Source organism: Streptomyces sp. CA-278952 (assembly GCF_028747205.1).
GTDB lineage: Bacteria > Actinomycetota > Actinomycetes > Streptomycetales > Streptomycetaceae > Streptomyces.
This window is the reverse complement of record NZ_CP112880.1, coordinates 1,318,121-1,334,708: the sequence shown is the minus strand read 5'-3', so window position 1 is coordinate 1,334,708 and position 16,588 is coordinate 1,318,121. Positions and strand designations below refer to the sequence as shown.

The 16,588-nt window shown below is 72.6% G+C and carries 13 protein-coding genes; 7 read left to right on the top strand and 6 right to left on the bottom strand.

All coding sequences use genetic code 11. The features are described from left to right. Positions 1–29 precede the first annotated feature (29 nt). Complete coding sequence (locus N7925_RS05845) at positions 30–512, bottom strand: DUF456 domain-containing protein (protein ID WP_265598435.1); 483 nt, start codon at positions 510–512, stop codon at positions 30–32. An 80-nt stretch (positions 513–592) separates the two neighbouring features. Continuing rightward, the gene (locus N7925_RS05840; RefSeq protein ID WP_265598434.1) at positions 593–1,585 is read right to left on the bottom strand and encodes a helix-turn-helix transcriptional regulator; all 993 of its coding nucleotides are present in this window, start codon (positions 1,583–1,585) and stop codon (positions 593–595) included. A 401-nt stretch (positions 1,586–1,986) separates the two neighbouring features. Here N7925_RS05840 and N7925_RS05835 point away from each other — a divergent pair, with 401 nt between their 5' ends. From N7925_RS05835 to N7925_RS05825, 3 genes are all read left to right on the top strand, one after another. Next, complete coding sequence (locus N7925_RS05835) at positions 1,987–3,591, top strand: protein phosphatase 2C domain-containing protein (RefSeq protein ID WP_274343249.1); 1,605 nt, start codon at positions 1,987–1,989, stop codon at positions 3,589–3,591. A 112-nt stretch (positions 3,592–3,703) separates the two neighbouring features. Further along, a complete protein-coding gene (locus tag N7925_RS05830; RefSeq protein ID WP_274343248.1) occupies positions 3,704–5,446 on the top strand; it encodes a pyruvate dehydrogenase in 1,743 nt (580 codons plus the stop codon). Positions 5,447–5,802: 356 nt separating this feature from the next. After that, positions 5,803–6,168 (top strand): ATP-binding protein, encoded by a 366-nt coding sequence (locus tag N7925_RS05825; protein ID WP_322784832.1) that lies wholly within the window; start codon positions 5,803–5,805, stop codon positions 6,166–6,168. A 24-nt stretch (positions 6,169–6,192) separates the two neighbouring features. Here the strand turns inward: N7925_RS05825 and N7925_RS05820 are convergent, their stop codons facing one another. After that, a complete protein-coding gene (locus tag N7925_RS05820; protein WP_265598430.1) occupies positions 6,193–7,293 on the bottom strand; it encodes a DUF2637 domain-containing protein in 1,101 nt (366 codons plus the stop codon). Between the two features lie 192 nt (positions 7,294–7,485). After that, on the bottom strand, positions 7,486–8,334 hold the full coding sequence (locus N7925_RS05815) for a (2Fe-2S)-binding protein (protein WP_265598429.1): 849 nt from the start codon (positions 8,332–8,334) through the stop codon (positions 7,486–7,488). 146 nt (positions 8,335–8,480) lie between these two features. Between N7925_RS05815 and N7925_RS05810 the strand changes: the two genes are divergently transcribed. Continuing rightward, the gene (locus tag N7925_RS05810) at positions 8,481–9,335 is read left to right on the top strand and encodes a GntR family transcriptional regulator (RefSeq protein WP_274343247.1); all 855 of its coding nucleotides are present in this window, start codon (positions 8,481–8,483) and stop codon (positions 9,333–9,335) included. Between the two features lie 63 nt (positions 9,336–9,398). On the opposite strand, the gene N7925_RS05805 is transcribed toward N7925_RS05810, so the two are convergent. Together N7925_RS05805 and N7925_RS05800 are read right to left on the bottom strand one after the other, a co-directional pair. Continuing rightward, on the bottom strand, positions 9,399–10,181 hold the full coding sequence (locus N7925_RS05805) for a hypothetical protein (RefSeq protein ID WP_274343246.1): 783 nt from the start codon (positions 10,179–10,181) through the stop codon (positions 9,399–9,401). A 171-nt stretch (positions 10,182–10,352) separates the two neighbouring features. Beyond that, positions 10,353–12,095 carry a PucR family transcriptional regulator gene (locus N7925_RS05800; RefSeq protein ID WP_274343245.1) on the bottom strand — a complete coding sequence of 581 codons (1,743 nt, stop codon included), beginning with the start codon at positions 12,093–12,095 and terminating at the stop codon, positions 10,353–10,355. A 337-nt stretch (positions 12,096–12,432) separates the two neighbouring features. On the opposite strand from N7925_RS05800, the gene N7925_RS05795 reads away from it, so the two are divergent. The 3 genes from N7925_RS05795 to N7925_RS05785 are packed head-to-tail and all read left to right on the top strand — an operon-like array spanning position 12,433 to position 16,339. Then, the gene (locus N7925_RS05795) at positions 12,433–13,323 is read left to right on the top strand and encodes an FAD binding domain-containing protein (protein ID WP_265598425.1); all 891 of its coding nucleotides are present in this window, start codon (positions 12,433–12,435) and stop codon (positions 13,321–13,323) included. 2 nt (positions 13,324–13,325) lie between these two features. Further along, on the top strand, positions 13,326–13,925 hold the full coding sequence (locus N7925_RS05790; RefSeq protein ID WP_265598424.1) for a (2Fe-2S)-binding protein: 600 nt from the start codon (positions 13,326–13,328) through the stop codon (positions 13,923–13,925). Then, positions 13,922–16,339: a xanthine dehydrogenase family protein molybdopterin-binding subunit gene (locus N7925_RS05785; protein ID WP_265598423.1), complete on the top strand. Its 2,418-nt coding sequence runs from the start codon at positions 13,922–13,924 to the stop codon at positions 16,337–16,339. Before N7925_RS05790 ends, N7925_RS05785 begins: the two co-directional genes overlap by 4 nt. The last annotated feature ends 249 nt before the right edge of the window (positions 16,340–16,588 follow it).

Below are 16,588 nucleotides of genomic sequence, written 5' to 3'. Positions count from 1 at the left end.
CCGGGGCGGGGCGCTCCGGGGCGCTCCGGTCAGCCCCAGAGCACCGCGCCCAGCCAGGCGCCCGCCACCAGCAGACAGCAGAACAGCTCCACCAGCACCGCGTAGCCCGTCGCCCGCATGACCGAGCGCACCGACGCCCAGCCCGCGCCGCGGCTCCCCAGCCGCAGCCGCTCGGCGCCGAAGATGGCCCCCACGTACCCGAGGATCCCGCCGACCACGGGCACGACGAAGAAGCCCACGATCCCGGCGACCCCGCCGATCACCAAGGTCCGGCGAGGCGCCCCCGACTCGCCCGGGCGGCGCGGTGGCAGCAGCGGTTTGAGGGCCTGGTTCAGCAGCATCAGCGCCGTCGCGCCGATCAGGACGCCCCAGGCGGCCGGCGTCATGTCCGTCAGCGCCCACCACAGCACCGCCGCCCAGACGATCGCCTGACCCGGCACGCCCGGCACCAGCACCCCGACCAGGCCCAGCAGCATGACCAGGCCCACGGCGACGAGCTGCCACACTCCCATCCGACCAGCCTGCCGGAGAGTGCCCCGCTCCGCCCGTCAGCGGACCCCGGCCACCTGCGGCGACCTGCGTGGACGCGGCCTCAGGCCGACTCGGTACGGGCCACCCAGCCACGCTCGTACGCATGCCAGCCCAGCTGGAGCCGCGTCGAGACCCCCGTCAGCTCCATCAGGCCCTTGACACGGCGCTGCACGGTCCGCAGCCCCAGGTCCAGCTGCTTGGCCACGCTGGCGTCCGTCAGCCCCGCCAGCAGCAACGACAGGATCTCCAGATCCGTCGGATCCGGCCCGACCCCGTCCTCCCGCACCCCGCCGCCGCCCTCGCCCAGCCGCAGCGGCATCGCCTCCCGCCACACCGCCTCGAAGAGGCCCATCAGCGACTCCAGCAGACCGCTGGCGTGCACGACCAGAGCGGCGGGCTCCGCGCCCCGAGCGGTCAGCGGGACCATCGCGAGGCTCCCGTCGGCCACCACCAGCTTCGTCGGCACCCGGTCCACCACCCGGCACTGTTCGTCCCGGCTCAGCGCCGCCGACAGCTCCAGGATCCCGAACCGTGTCGACAGCACCTCACGCTCGACCACCACCCGGTAGCTCACCCCGCGCGACGTCGCCCGCTCCTCGGACTCGTTCTCCATACCGGTCACCGCGATCGGCTTGCCCGTCACCAGGGCGCACACCTCCGACACCGCTCCCAGTTGCAGCTGGTGGAAGCGCTGGGCGACGGCGCTCGCCCCCGTCACCACCTCCACCAGGTCGTGCACCGCCGGTTCGCTCGCCTCGGCCCGGTACTCCTCGGCGAGCAGCGCGGACGCCAGCTCCGCCTGCTCCAGCTCGTGCCGCTGCTGGATCAGCAGCGCGCCGAGCGCCACACCGGGCGGCGCCGCCACCCAGCGGCCCGGCCGGGCCGAGGACTGTGCGGCCAGGCCCTGCTGCTCCAGCCGCCGCAGCACCCGTTCGGTGTCCGCCTCGGGCAGCGCCAGCCGGTGCGCGAGATCGGCGAGCTCCGCGGCTCCCGCCGCGACGAGCGCGCGGTACGCGGTTTCCTGTCTCTCGTCGAGACCTATGGCCCCCAGCATTCTCCGACCTCCCCGGGTGTGGTGATCGCGCATCGAGGCGCCCCTGCGACGGGTCCCGGGTGGCGGGAAGAGGCCACGGCGTAAACCCGCCGCCCACATCATCCCCTGTACCCCCGGCCCCTCTGCCAGTGTGACGCCACAGCAGCACCAACGACCTCCGGGATGCGGCCCCTTGGGATGCTTCGTTCCGGATTGACCTGGGGAGAGCGATGCGCCCGATATCGGTTGAACCGGTGATCGGCCGATCGTACGAACGGCCGTAACGCCGGGACGCCGCTCACTCCGACCGGTCCGCCGGGCGTCCTTCCCGTGGGGGGTGGGGCCGCCCGGCGGACCCATGTGCGCGCCACATTTTCCCGATGTCCTGTTTTCGGGCCGCCTTCGCGGTGGACAATATGGGCATGAGTCAGCAGGGGGAGAAGCCCGCCGCCCACGAGGACGACTGGTGGCGCAAGCTGTACGACGAGACCGCGCACGACACCGGTCCCGGCCGTGCGGCCGACAGCCTCGACGACCGCTTCGACTCCGTGTCGGACACGGTGAGCAGCCCGGTGAGCAGCCCGGCGGGCGACCACCGGGACACCGTGGGCGAGACCGTCCGGGACCCGTACGGCGGCGACGTGTACGAGGACCCCTACGCCGACCGCTACGAGGAACCTGACGCGGACTGCTACGAGGACCCGTACGCGGACCGCCACGAGGACCCGTACGCGGACGCGTACCGGCAGCCGCCCGAGCGGAGCCGGTCCGTGGCGCCGCGGCGGGAGCCGTCGCCGGACCCCGCCCCGGATCCTGAAGCGGCTCCGGAGCCTATGCCCGACCCCCGGTCGGCCTGGGAGCCGTATGCGAAGCGCGACCGGCAGCCGGAGCCCGAGCCGGTCGCTCCCCGCACCACCGTCTTTCCCGCCCCCTGGGAGGCGCCCGCCGGGCAGCCGTGGCCCCGGACGTTCGCCGCACCGCGCGTGCCGGAAGCGCCCGCGCCCGACCCCAGCGCCCTGCACGCGCTTCCGCCGGACCCCGCCGACGACGAAGCGGCCGACGTCCGTCCCTCCGTCGGGCACCTCGGGGACCGGCCGCCCACCTATGACGCCGAGCCCGCCGCCCTGCCCCCCGCCACTTCGGAGAATCTGGACGGCCTCGCCCCCGACACCGTCCTGGACGGCGCGCGGTACGGGACGTACACCCTGCGCACCGCCTCCGTACGCGGTGACTCCGCCCGCTTCCGCGGGGAACCCCGGCGCGACGGGCTGCTCACCGCCCGCTTCGGGGCGGCCGAGAGCGCCCTCGTCCTCGTCGCCGTGGCCGGCGGCAACCGGGCCGGCGAAGCGGCGCACCTCGCCGCAGCCGACGCCTGCCGCTGGATCGGCGGTGCCGTCGCCCGCAGCCACATCCGGCTCTCCGAGGACATAAGAGCGGGCCGCCGGGACGACCTGAAGGCCGGGCTGCACCGGCTCACCGACCGTACGTACGGCAAGCTGCGCGCCCGCGCAGCCGAACTCGGCGTGGCACCGGACGCGTACACCGCGAGCCTCCGGTGCCTCCTGCTGTCCGCCGATCCCGACTGCCGCACCCGGGTCTTCTTCGGCGTCGGCAGCGGCGGCCTCTTCCGCCTCCGCGACGGACGCTGGCAGGACCTGGAGCCCCACGTCCCGGAGGGCGGCGGCCCGCCGGCGGGTGACGAGCAGGAGGAGGGCCCGGACGGGGACCGGCTGACCATGGATCTCCAGATCGCCGCACCGCCGTCCCCGTCCGCCGACGGCCCCGTCCGGCGGCCTGCCGAGCCCTTCCGCTTCCGGGCCTCCGTGGCGCGCCCCGGCGACACGCTGCTGCTGTGCAGCAACGGACTCGCCGAGCCGATGCGCGGCGAGCCGGCGCTCCCCGGCGAGCTCGCCGAGCGCTGGGGGACCGCCGGACCGCCCGGACTGCCCGCCTTCCTCGCCGACACCCAGCTCCGGATCAAGGGGTACGCCGACGACCGCACCTGCGCCGCGGTCTGGGAGGCGTAACCGCGCACCCCGTGGGTTGATGGATCCCGGAGCCCGGCGCAACGGTGTTTCGGGCCCCGGAGTCCGGACAACCGAAGTGCACGGAGCACGGGCAAGGAAAGGGTGCGCACCCATGGCCAAGCAGAACGTGGCGGAGCAGTTCGTCGACATCCTCGCCAGGGCAGGCGTCAAACGCCTGTACGGCGTCGTCGGCGACAGCCTGAACCCCGTCGTGGACGCCATCCGGCGTAACCCGGCCGTCGACTGGATCCCCGTCCGCCACGAGGAGACCGCCGCCTTCGCGGCCGGGGCGGAAGCGCAGGTCACCGGCGAGCTCGCGGCCTGCGCCGGCTCCTGCGGACCGGGGAACCTGCACCTCATCAACGGCCTGTACGACGCGCACCGCTCAATGGCCCCGGTGCTGGCCCTCGCCTCGCACATCCCCTCCAGCGAGATCGGTCTCGGCTACTTCCAGGCAACCCATCCGGAGCTGCTGTTCCAGGAGTGCAGCCACTACAACGAGATGATCTCCAACCCGGAGCAGATGCCGAGGCTGCTCCAGACGGCGATCCAGCACGCCATCGGGCGCGGCGGCGTCAGCGTCGTCTCGATGCCGGGCGACATCGCTTCCGAGCCCGCCCCCGAGAAGAGCATCGAGCACGCCCTCGTCACCGCGCGGCCGACCGTACGGCCCGGCGACGAGGAGATCGACAAGCTCTGCCGCATGGTGGACGAGGCCAAACGGGTGACGCTGTTCTGCGGCAGCGGCACGGCCGGGGCGCACGCCGAGGTCATGGAGTTCGCCGAGAAGATCAAGTCCCCGGTCGGGCACGCGCTGCGCGGCAAGGAGTGGATCCAGTACGACAACCCGTACGACGTCGGGATGAGCGGGCTGCTCGGCTACGGCGCCGCGTACGAGGCGACGCACGAGTGCGACCTGCTCATCCTGCTCGGTACGGACTTCCCGTACAACGCCTTCCTCCCGGACGATGTGAAGATCGTCCAGGTCGATGTGCGCCCCGAGCACCTCGGCCGCCGCTCCAAGCTCGACCTCGCGGTCTGGGGCGATGTACGCGAGACCCTGCGCTGCCTGACGCCCCGGGTGAAGCCCAAGTCCGACCGCAAGTTCCTCGACCGGATGCTGAAGAAGCACGCGAGCGCTCTGGAGGGTGTGGTCAAGGCCTACACCCGCAAGGTCGACAAGCACGTCCCGATCCACCCAGAGTACGTCGCCTCCGTGCTGGACGAGATGGCCGACGAGGACGCCGTGTTCACCGTCGACACCGGCATGAACAACGTGTGGGCCGCCCGCTATCTGACACCCAACGGCAAGCGGCGGGTGATCGGTTCGTTCAGCCACGGCTCGATGGCCAACGCCCTGCCTCAGGCGATCGGCGCCCAGTTCACCGACCTGAACCGGCAGGTCGTCGCGATGTCCGGCGACGGCGGATTCTCCATGCTGATGGGCGACTTCCTCACCCTGGTCCAGCACGACCTGCCGGTGAAGGTCGTCCTGTTCAACAACTCCTCCCTCGGCATGGTCGAGTTGGAGATGCTGGTGGCGGGGCTGCCGTCGTACGGGACGGGCCACGCGGACACCGACTACGCCGCCATCGCCCGCGCGGCCGGTGCCTACGGCGTACGCGTGGAGAAGCCCAAGCAGTTGCAGGGCGCGCTCAAGGACGCCTTCAAGCACAAGGGCCCCGCGCTCGTCGACGTGGTCACCGACCCGAACGCGCTCTCCATCCCGCCGAAGATCAGCGCGGACATGGTCACCGGCTTCGCGCTCTCCGCGAGCAAGATCGTGCTCGACGGCGGAGTGGGCCGGATGCTCCAGATGGCCCGCTCCAACCTCCGCAACGTTCCCCGTCCTTAGAGTCGGCGGGCCCTTGACCCCGTCAGGCCGGGGTCAAGGTCAACTCAGGTGTGTTCGCCGGACGTTGACCGGAGCTGCGCCTATGGGGTGATGGCGTGCGCGGGTGGGATGTCGCGTGCGCCCCTCGCCGCTCCTGACCGTTCACCTATTGATGAGTCGGCAAGCGTGACCGTGTACGTACAGGGGCATGCATCCCGTGAGGCTGTTCGACGAGCGGCCGGATCAGAGGAGGTCGGTGCACTGTGCGGGCGGGGGAAATGGCGAAGCGTCAGAGAAGGACCGCGGTCATCGAGGGGCGTGGCCCCCGGGGCCGGAGACCGGGCGAGGCGCCACCGCCGACCCGGATGCGCCGCAGGGTGGGCCACACCGAACGGTCGGCGGTGGGTGAAGTGCGCCGGGAGCTGAGGGAGTTCCTCCGGGACAGCTCCGACGAGGAGCGGACCGAGGCGGCGGAGCTGCTGGTGAGCGAGCTGGTGACCAACGCTCTCATCCACACCCGGCACGGGGCCGTGGTCACCGCCACGGCGACGCCGGCCCGACTGCGGGTGGAGGTCCAGGACTTCGCCTCGGCGGATCTGCCCGCGCCGTACGTACCGAACGCCGACGACGGTACGCACGGCAGGGGCCTGATCCTGGTCCGGAGCCTGGCCGACGCCTGGGGCGTGGAGGCGCAGGCCCTGGGCAAGGTCGTCTGGTTCGAGCTGCACGGCGGAAGGCCCTGAGGGGGTCTCCGCCGCGCGGGGCTCTCAGCCGAACTGCTGCTCCAGATCCTTCAGTTTCTGTTCCAGCGAGTCGAGCCGGGGGAGTGTCTGGGTGTCGTCCTCGGCGGTGAGGTCGACGGTCCGCGGGTCACTTCCCCGGCTCGAAGCGTCCAGGCTCTTCGAGCTCGAACCGGCCGGCTGCTTCGGGCCGACGGCTTGCAGGGATGGCCGGGGTCGCAGAGGCAGCTGACCCGGCTCTGCTATGGCGGGCTCCGCGACGGCCGGCGCCGCGCCGCCCGAGGCCGCGGCGATGGCGGGCACGTCCACCTGCCGGTCGACCCGTCCACCGCGTCCCCAGACCCGGTTCTGACGGTTCAGCGCCTTGATACGGGCCCGGTCCAGCTTCTCCTGGTCGCGTCGGCGCAGCCGGTCCTGCTCACGCTCCCTGCGGTCCTCGCGCACCTCGTCCACCGCCTCGTCCAGGGTGCGGACGCCCTCCAGGAGCATCAGCGACCAGGCGCCGAAGGTCTCCCTGGGTGCCCGCAGCCAGCGGACGATCCGGATCTGCGGCAACGGACGGGGCACCAGGCCCTGTTCGCGCAGCGCGGCCCGGCGGGTCTGCTTCAGCGCGCGGTCGAAGAGCACTGCGGCCGAGAGGGACATCCCCGCGAAGAAGTGCGGAGCGCCCGCGTGGTCCATGCCCCGGGGGGCGTGCACCCAGTTGAACCAGGCGGCGGCCCCGGCGAAGGTCCACACCAGCAGCCGGGAGCCGAGCGCCGCGTCTCCGTGGCTCGCCTCCCGTACGGCCAGCACCGAACAGAACATCGCGGCCCCGTCCAGTCCGAACGGGACCAGATACTCCCAGCCTCCGGTGAGGTTCAGGTTCTGCCGGCCGAAGCCGACGAGCCCGTGGAAGGAGAGCGCGGCGGCGACCGCCGCGCAGCAGAACAGCAGGACGTAACTGGCGGTGGCGTACAGCGCTTCCTTGCGTCTGCGGCGATCCTCGCTGCGTTCCCAGGAGTCGTCGGCCGCGGCCTTGCCGGCGGCACGCTTGCCGCGTGCGACCACCGTCACCGCCGCCATGACTCCCACGAGCAGTACGGCGCCCGGAAGCAGCCAGTCAAGCGATATGTCGGTCAGTCTCATGCGCGGTCCCTTGCGTCACGTAGGGCGTTTCGTGCGCCATCGTGACGGAATTCCCGTCCCGCTCCGGTGGTTTCGGGACAAGAGCACGCCATGGGGGTGGGAGAGGCTATCGATGGGTGGAATCTTCTCGAACGGCCGCTCGGTCGAGCGGGGTCGTGTTCGATTCCACGTCATCCGGACGGGCGGTGTGGATCAGGAAGCTGCGGCGAGCTTTCGCACCCGGTCCGTGTCACAGGTACGCGGACAGGTCACGCAGGTGTCCTCGGGGCGCAGCGTGTAGAAGAGGCAGCAGCTCGCCCGGTCCCGGGTCGGCAGCGACCGGCCGTCGGGTCCGGTCAGCTCGCGGAAGCCGGCGGTGCCGACGTACGGCTTGGTCGTGCCGGGCAGCAGCAGCTCCAGCTCGGCCATGGCGCGGCGCTCCTCGCCCAGCAGGTGCGCGATGTACCAGAGGCCCTCGACGATCTCGTCGGTCGCCATCCCCCACAGGGCCCGCTTCCCGCGCCGCATGCGCGGCCCGAAGCCCTCCAGCACCGGACCGAGGTGCTCGGTCAGGGAGGTCAGGACCTCGGCCCGCAGCGCCGCCTCGTCCGCGACGACCCGGGCCCCGGGCAGGGTGGCGGCCGGGTCGTCCGGCAGGCAGGCGAATTCCCGGACCCGCACGGTCAGATGCCCCAGCGCCCGCTGGAAGGCCACGTCCTCCACCGGGATCCGCGGCACCCGGCGCTGAAGGAACCAGGGGACCGTCACCAGCAGACAGGCGGGCCAGGCATACCGGTGCAGACCGAAGCTCGCCACCACGTCCGGGCGGGCCTGCTGTCCGTAGTCGCGCAGCACCTGGGCGTTGTCCCAGGCGAGGAAGGCGTCCACCGCGTCTCCGCCGGCGGCCAGCTCCGCCGCGCCGACCCAGCCCGCTCCGGACGGGGCCACGGCATCGCCGTCGAGCACGTCGGCCCGCAGGCCGGGGAACACCTCGGTCAGGCGGGTGTACGCGGCGGTCACGGGGGACGTCGCGGTGCCGGTGAACGGCGGGGAGAGGGTCATGCAGGGGACCACCGAATCGGGATCGTTTGCAGGTAAGGCTTACCTTACCCGATGCCATCGATGTTTGAACCGCAGCCTCCTCCCTCTATCGTGCACAGGAGGTCCGGCGCACGCGAGTCGGCCCGAGGCAGGCGGAGGAGGTCCGGGTGGAGCAGGGCAGCGCGCGCGAGAGCGCACGTCCGGCGTACGCCCTGGGAGCGTTCCCGCGCACGGCGGCGGAAGGCCTGATGCCGGAGTGCCGGGTGCCGGAACAGGCCCGGGGCGAGCAGGCCGGGGTCGAGCAGACGGAAGTCCGGCGGACCGGCGGGCGCCCGGCCGACGGGGAACAGGCGGCCCGGGGCGAACACACCCACAGCGAGCCTTCCGCGCCGCGTGCCGTCGTCCAGCGCCACTCCGTCCGCGGCCAGATCCTGGACGCCCTGCGCGCCGCCCTCGTCGACGGTGAGCTGGTGCCCGGCCAGGTGTACTCCGCGCCCGCGCTCGGCGCCCGCTTCGGAGTCTCGGCCACGCCCGTGCGCGAGGCCATGCAGCGGCTGGCCGTCGAGGGGGCCGTCGAGGTCGTGCCGAACCGGGGATTCCGGGTCAGCGAACGCGGCCCCCGCGAGCTCGCCGAACTGGCCGAGGTACGGGCGCTGATCGAGGTCCCGGTGATGCTGAGCCTGGCCCGTACGGTCCCGGCGCACCGCTGGAGCGGCCTGCGCCCGCTGGCGGAGGCCACGGTCACGGCGGCGGCCGTCGGCGACCGGGCCGCCTACGCCGAGTCGGACCGGGCCTTCCACCGCGCGGTCCTCATGCTGTCGGGCAACGAGCAGCTCGTGACCGTCGCCGACGAACTGCACCGGCGCTCCCAGTGGCCGCTGGTCTCGGGCCCCGCCACCCGCCGGGCCGACCTGCTGGCCGACGCCTCCGAGCACACCGCCCTGCTCGACGCCCTCGTCTCCCAGGACCTCGCCGTCGTCCAGGCCCTGGTCCGCGAGCACTTCGCCGGCGCCGACGGCTGACCGGGGCGGCGCCCGCGGCCCCCGCGGCCCCCGGGGGCCCCGGGGGCCGCGGACGCCGCCGCCTCAGCTCGCCTCTGCGGTGCGCGGGGCCGGGGGGCCCAGATACGGGGCCAGCCAGGTGGGCACGCCGCCCAGCAGCCGGAACAGTCGGCCGGCCTCGGCCCGCAGCCGCGCCGCCTCCGCCTCCTCCTGCGTCTCCGCGAGGGAGATCAGCGCCGGGGCCGTACCTACCAGGAACCCCAGCTCCTCCCGGATCCGCAGCGACTCCGTGAAGCCGTGCCGGGCCTCGGCCAGCTCCCCCTCGCGCAGGGCGAGCGCCGCCAGATGCCGCCAGGTGGACGAGAGGAGCAGTGCGTCGCCCCGGTTCGCCGCACCGGCGTGCGCCCGGCGGAACGCGGCGCGCGCCGACTGCGGCGACTCCGCGATGTTCTGGGCGATCAGCCCGCGCCGGAAGTCCAGCAGCGGCCGGGCCGGGGACGCGGGTGCCAGCAGCGCCGCCGACCGGCTCAGCGCCACGCTGGCCTCGTCGGCCCGGTCCCGTACCGCCAGGAGCGTCGAGGCGTACGCCAGATGGCCCCGTTCGGAAGCGGCCGACCCGCGCTCGTCGTCGCTGCGGGCGACGGCCTCCGCCGTGCGCAGGGCGTCCTCGGCGTCGGTCCAGCCCTCTCCCGTGTAGAGACACCGCTCGGTCAGCAGCGCGGTGCGCTGGAGAGCGGCGGCCGGTTCCGTGCTCGCGTCGTGCTCCAGCAGTGCGGCCGCGTCCGTCCAGCAGGCGCGTGAGCGCAGCCGCCATACCGCGGTCTGGAGCGGAGGATCGTCATCTGCTGTCGTTCCGGAACCAGACATGGCGGTATGCGCCACATTGCCCTCCCCGAGCGCGCCATTGTGCTGTTGGGTACGGCGCATCTCAGCACGGATTGGCACGCCGGGCCAAGGGGTCCGGGCAATGTCAGGTGAAAGATTTCACAATCGGCCGGAGCGCGACGGGGCCGCCGGGCCCCGCGCGCGGCCCGAAGGTCAGCTCATGCGCAGGGCGAGGAAGAAGTCGAGCTTGTCCTCCAGGCGCGCAAGGTCACGCCCCGTCAACTGCTCGATCCGCCCGACGCGATAGCGCAAGGTGTTGACGTGCAGGTGCAGGCGGGCCGCGCAGCGGGTCCAGGACCCGTCGCAGTCCAGGAAGGCCTCCAGCGTCTCGATCAGCTCCGCCCGGTGGCGCCGGTCGTAGTCGCGCAGCGGGTCCAGCAGCCGGGCGGTGAAGGCGCGCCGGACGTCATCGGGGACGAACGGCAGCAGCAGCACGTGCGAGGCCAGCTCGTGGTGACCGGCCGCGCAGACCCGCCCCGGACGCGCCGCGGCCACCCGGCGGGCGTGCCGGGCCTCCTCCAGCGCGCCGCGCAGCCCTTCGGCGGAATGCACGGCCGCGCTGACACCCAGTGTCAGCCGGCCGTCGTCGGCGAGCCCCGCGGAGAGCGGTTCGCGCACGGAGGAGAGCAGCGCGTCGGCGTGCAGCCCGGGATCCGCGTCGAGGGCGTCGGCGTCCTCACCGCCCGCCCGGGCGGCATCGCCCGAGGCGTCCTCCCCGGGCTTCGCGGCCACGGTGGTGAGCGTGGGCAGCGGCACCAGGGCGATGGCCTCCTCGCCCGTGTGGGCGACGGCGATCCGGTCGGCCGAATCGGGGCCGCTGACCGCCGGGTCGACGAGGATCTCCTCCAGCAGCGCCTGGGCCACCGGACCGCTCGCGATGTCGCCCGCCTGGCCCGCGGCGCTCCAGTCGACCCGGGCCACCACGACCTGCCACTGCGGGGACACGCCGAGGCCGGGCAGCAGGACCGGCGCGGCGACCCGCAGCCTGGCCGCGATCTCGGCGGGGGCGGCGCCCGCCTGGACCAGCTCCAGGACCTCCTGGGCGAGCCTGCGGCGTACCGTACGGGCCGCGTCGCGGCGGTCGCGCTCGACCGCGATCAGCTGGGTGACGCCCTGGAGCAGGTCGAGCCGGGCGGCGGGCCAGTCCGACGCGTCGGCCTCGACCGCCAGCAGCCAGTCGGAGAGCACCGACTCCCGTACGTCGCGGGCGGCCGGCACCGCGCCGCGGCCGGTGTTCCGGATCGGGAAGAGTGAATACGTCGTGCCGGCGACCGCCGCCCGGTGCGGGCCCCGGCGGCCGGTACGGGTCGCGGCCAGGTGGTGCCCGGCCAGCGCCGCGCCCAGCGGTCCGGGCAGCGGGGCGCCCGCCCCGGCGATCTGGCGGCCGGTGGGGGAGAGGACCCAGGCCCGCAGGTCCAGGTCGGAGGTGAGGAGGTCCAGGACCACCTCGGGGCCGCCGCCCGCCGGGCCCGAGGTCATCAGCCGCCGGTGCCGGTCCACCACGGCTGCCAGATCGCCCGCCCGCTCGCCGGAGACCTGACGGACGACGTACTCGGTGATCGTCGCGAAAGCAACGGTCTCATTCACGGCGAAGAGGGGGAGGCGGTGCTGCCGGCACGCCTCGACCAGATCGCCGGGGATGTCGCCGAGCTCCGCCTCGCCGGCCGCGAGACCGGCCACCCCGGCGCCCGCCAGGATCCGGACGAACGGCTCGGAGTCCGCCGCGTCCCGGCGCCAGGCGAGACCCGTGAGCACCAGCTCCCCGCCGGAGAGGTAGCGGCTGGGATCGCGCAGGTCGGTCGTCATGACGCCCCGGACCGAGCGGTCCAGCTCGTCCTCGCCGCCGAGCAGCCGCAGGCCCAGCGCGTCGTTCTCCAGCAGTGCGCGCAGCCGCATCTCGTCGCCGCCGATCTTTCCGTAGGGGGAGCAGGTGAAGTTCGTGAAGGAGCAGGTGGGGGTGGCAGTGGGTGAAGGAGGCCGTGAGGTGGGGGAGCCGTGGGGGATACGGGTATCTGTTGATTGCGGCGAGGTTACTGATTCCCGCCATTCGTTCGAATCTACAAGACGAGGACGGACACCAGCCAACTCCTTCAGTGTTTCGGTGACTGCACCGGTAGGAGCAGGGCTTGTGTACTGGGCCACACACCACGTGAACACCACATGAACGAGCCAGTCGAGGGTCGGCCGTCCCCAGCCCCGGCGAACGAACCGATTGAGAAGAAGAGAGCCACTCATGGACTTCCTTCGCCCCGCCAGCTGGGAGGAGGCGCTCGCCGCCAAGGCCGAGCACCCCACCGCTGTGCCCATCGCGGGCGGCACCGATGTGATGGTCGAGATCAACTTCGACCACCGGCGGCCCGAGTACCTCCTGGACCTGAACCGCATCGGTGAGCTGTCCGAGTGGGAGGTGGGCCAGGAGAGCGTGCGGCTCGGCGCCTCCGTGCCGTACAGCAGCATCATGGAGCACCTGCGCACCGAGCTGCCCGGCCTGGCGCTCGCCTCGCACACCGTCGCCTCCCCGCAGATCCGCAACCGCGGCGGCGTCGGCGGCAACCTCGGCACCGCGTCGCCGGCGGGTGACGCCCACCCGGCCCTGCTCGCGGCCGACTGCGAGGTCGAGGCCGAATCCGTACGCGGAACGCGGCTGATCCCCATCGACGCCTTCTACACCGGGGTCAAGCGCAACGCCCTGGAGCCGGACGAGCTGATCCGCGCGGTGCACATCAGGAAGGCCGACGGACCCCAGCAGTACTCCAAGGTCGGCACCCGCAACGCCATGGTCATCGCCGTCTGCGCGTTCGGCATCGCCCTGCACCCCGAGACCCGCACCGTGCGTACCGGCATCGGCTCGGCCGCCCCGACCCCGGTCCGGGCCAAGGCGGCCGAGGAGTTCCTGAACGCCGCGCTCGAAGAGGGCGGGTTCTGGGAGAACGGCAAGATCATCACCCCCGCGATCGCCCAGCAGTTCGCCACCCTCGCGTCCGGCGCCTGCAACCCGATCGACGACGTGCGCGGCACGGCGAAGTACCGCAGGCACGCGGTCGGCATCATGGCCCGCCGCACGCTCGGCTGGACCTGGGAGCAGTACCGCGGCGCGGGCCGCACGCTGGAAGGAGCTGCGTAACCATGCGAGTCAATTTCACGGTCAACGGACGTCAGCAGGAAGCCGACGACGTGTGGGAGGGCGAGTCCCTCCTGTACGTCCTGCGGGAGCGCATGGGACTGCCCGGCTCCAAGAACGCCTGCGAGCAGGGCGAGTGCGGATCGTGCACCGTCCGTCTCGACGGTGTCCCGGTCTGCGCGTGCCTCGTCGCCGCCGGCCAGGTCCAGGACCGCGAGGTCGTCACCGTCGAGGGGCTGGCCGACTACGCCAAGCACCGAGAGGACGCCCACCCCGGCGGAGGCTGCGCCGCCGGATCCTGCGGCACCACCCTGGACGCCGCCAAGCGCTGGCAGTCCAGGCCCACCGACGGCCAGACCGGCGAGGCCGTCGAACTCTCCCCGATCCAGCAGGCGTTCATCGACGCCGGAGCCGTCCAGTGCGGCTTCTGCACCCCCGGCCTGCTGGTCGCCGCCGACGAGCTGCTGGAGAACACCCCCTCACCGTCCGACCAGGACATCCGTGAGGCGCTCTCCGGCAACCTGTGCCGCTGCACGGGTTACGAGAAGATCCTCGACGCGGTCCGGCTCGCGGCCGCCCGCCAGGAAGAGGCGGTCCAGTCATGACGACGACCCCCAGGGCCCGGACCGCACCGGCCGGCACGCCCACCAAGATCACCCAGGGTTCGCCCACCAAGGGCGGCATCGGCGAGTCCACGCTCCGCCCCGACGGCACCCTCAAGGTCACCGGCGAGTTCGCGTACTCCTCCGACATGTGGCACGAGGACATGCTCTGGGGCCAGACGCTGCGCTCCACCGTCGCCCACGCCGAGATCGTCTCCATCGACACCTCCGAGGCGCTGGCGACGTCCGGCGTCTACGCCGTGATGACCTACGACGACCTGCCCGCCGAGATGAAGAACTACGGCCTGGAGATCCAGGACACCCCCGTTCTCGCCCACGGCAAGGTCCGTCACCACGGCGAGCCGGTCGCCATCGTGGCCGCCGACCACCCGGAGACCGCCCGCCGCGCCGCCGCCAAGATCAGGATCGAGTACCGCGAGCTGCCGCTCGTCACCGACGAGGCCTCGGCGACCGCTCCCGACGCCGTGCTCGTGCACGAGGGCCGCGACGACCACCACATCGGCCACGTCCCGCACCCCAACATCGTGCACCGCCAGCCGATCATCCGCGGCGACGCCGACGAGGCCGCGAAGCGGGCCGACGTCATCGTCACCGGCGACTACACCTTCGGCATGCAGGACCAGGCCTTCCTCGGCCCCGAGTCAGGCCTCGCGGTGCCCTCCGAGGACGGTGGCGTCGAGCTGTACGTCGCCACCCAGTGGCTGCACTCGGACCTCGGCCAGATCGCCCCCGTCCTCGGTCTGCCCGAGGAGAAGGTCCGTATGACGCTCTCCGGCGTCGGCGGGGCCTTCGGCGGCCGCGAGGACATCTCGATGCAGATCCACGCCTGCCTGCTGGCGCTCCGCACCGGCAAGCCGGTCAAGATCGTCTACAACCGGTTCGAGTCCTTCTTCGGCCACGTCCACCGGCACCCGGCGAAGCTCCACTACGAGCACGGCGCCACCAAGGACGGCAAGCTCACGCACATGAAGTGCCGCATCGTCCTGGACGGCGGGGCCTACGCCTCCGCCTCCCCGGCGGTCGTCGGCAACGCCTCCTCGCTCTCGGTCGGCCCGTACGTCATCGAGGACGTCGACATCGAGGCGATCGCGCTCTACACCAACAACCCGCCCTGCGGCGCGATGCGCGGTTTCGGCGCCGTCCAGGCGTGCTTCGCCTACGAGGCGCAGATGGACAAGCTGGCGGCGAAGCTGGACATGGACCCGGTGGAGTTCCGGCAGCTCAACGCCATGGAACAGGGCACCCTGCTGCCCACCGGACAGCCCTGCGACTCGCCGGCCCCGGTCGCCGAGCTGCTGCGCCGGGTCAAGTCCCGGCCGCTGCCGCCCGAGCAGCAGTGGCTGGCGGCGGGCAGCGAGGGCACCTCCGTGGACGTCCGCGCGCTGCCCGGCGGGCTCTCCAACACCACCCACGGCGAAGGCGTCGTGCGGGGTGTCGGTTACGCGGTCGGCCTGAAGAACGTCGGCTTCTCCGAAGGCTTCGACGACTACTCCACCGCCCGGGTCCGGATGGAGGTCATCAACGGCGAACCGGTCGCCACCGTGCACACCGCGATGGCCGAGGTCGGCCAGGGCGGCGTCACCGTCCACGCCCAGATCGCCCGTACCGAACTCGGCGTCAACCAGGTCACCATCCACCCCGCCGACACCCGGGTCGGCTCCGCCGGATCCACCTCCGCCTCCCGCCAGACGTACGTCACCGGCGGCGCGGTCAAGAACTCCTGCGAAGCCGTACGGGAGAAGGTCCTGGAGCTGGGCCGGACCAAGTTCGGCACCTACCACCCGGCCTGGGCCACCGCCGAACTCCTCCTGGAGGGCGGCAAGGTCGTCACCGACGGCGGCGAGGTGCTGGCCGATCTCGCCGACGTCCTCGAGGACGAGGCGATCGACATCGAGCTGGAGTGGCGCCACCGGCCCACCGAGGCGTTCGACCTGCGCACCGGACAGGGCAACGGCCACGTCCAGTACTCCTTCGCCGCGCACCGCGCGGTCGTCGAGGTCGACACCGAACTGGGCCTGGTCAAGGTCATCGAACTGGCCTGCGCCCAGGACGTCGGCAAGGCGCTCAACCCGCTCTCCGTCCTCGGCCAGATCCAGGGCGGCACCCTCCAGGGCATGGGGGTCGCCGTGATGGAGGAGATCATCGTCGACCCGAAGACCGCGAAGGTGCGCAACCCGTCCTTCACGGACTACCTCCTGCCCACCATCCTCGACACGCCGACCATCCCCGTCGACGTGCTCGAACTCGCCGACGAGAACGCCCCGTACGGGCTCCGCGGCGTCGGCGAGGCCCCCACCCTGTCGTCCACCCCGGCCGTCCTCGCGGCGATCCGGAACGCGACGGGTCTCGAGCTCGACAGGACGCCGGTGCGGCCCGAACACCTGACCAGCACCTGAGAGCCTGCCGGGCGGTCTCCCACCGGAGCTCGCCCGGCGGCCTCCGAGCGGTCCCCCCCGAACTCTCCGGGCGGTGCGCAGCGCCGAGAACGTCACACTTTTCCGCACCCCGCACCGTCCGGAGGCACCAAGTACCGCACCGCTCGCGGTTCTTCGCCGTGCCGAGCGCACGGCATCGCCTCACGGACCATCCGTGCCGCCGGCACATCCGTTCTGCTTCAACAGTCCGTCCCGGCCGTCCCCGGGTCG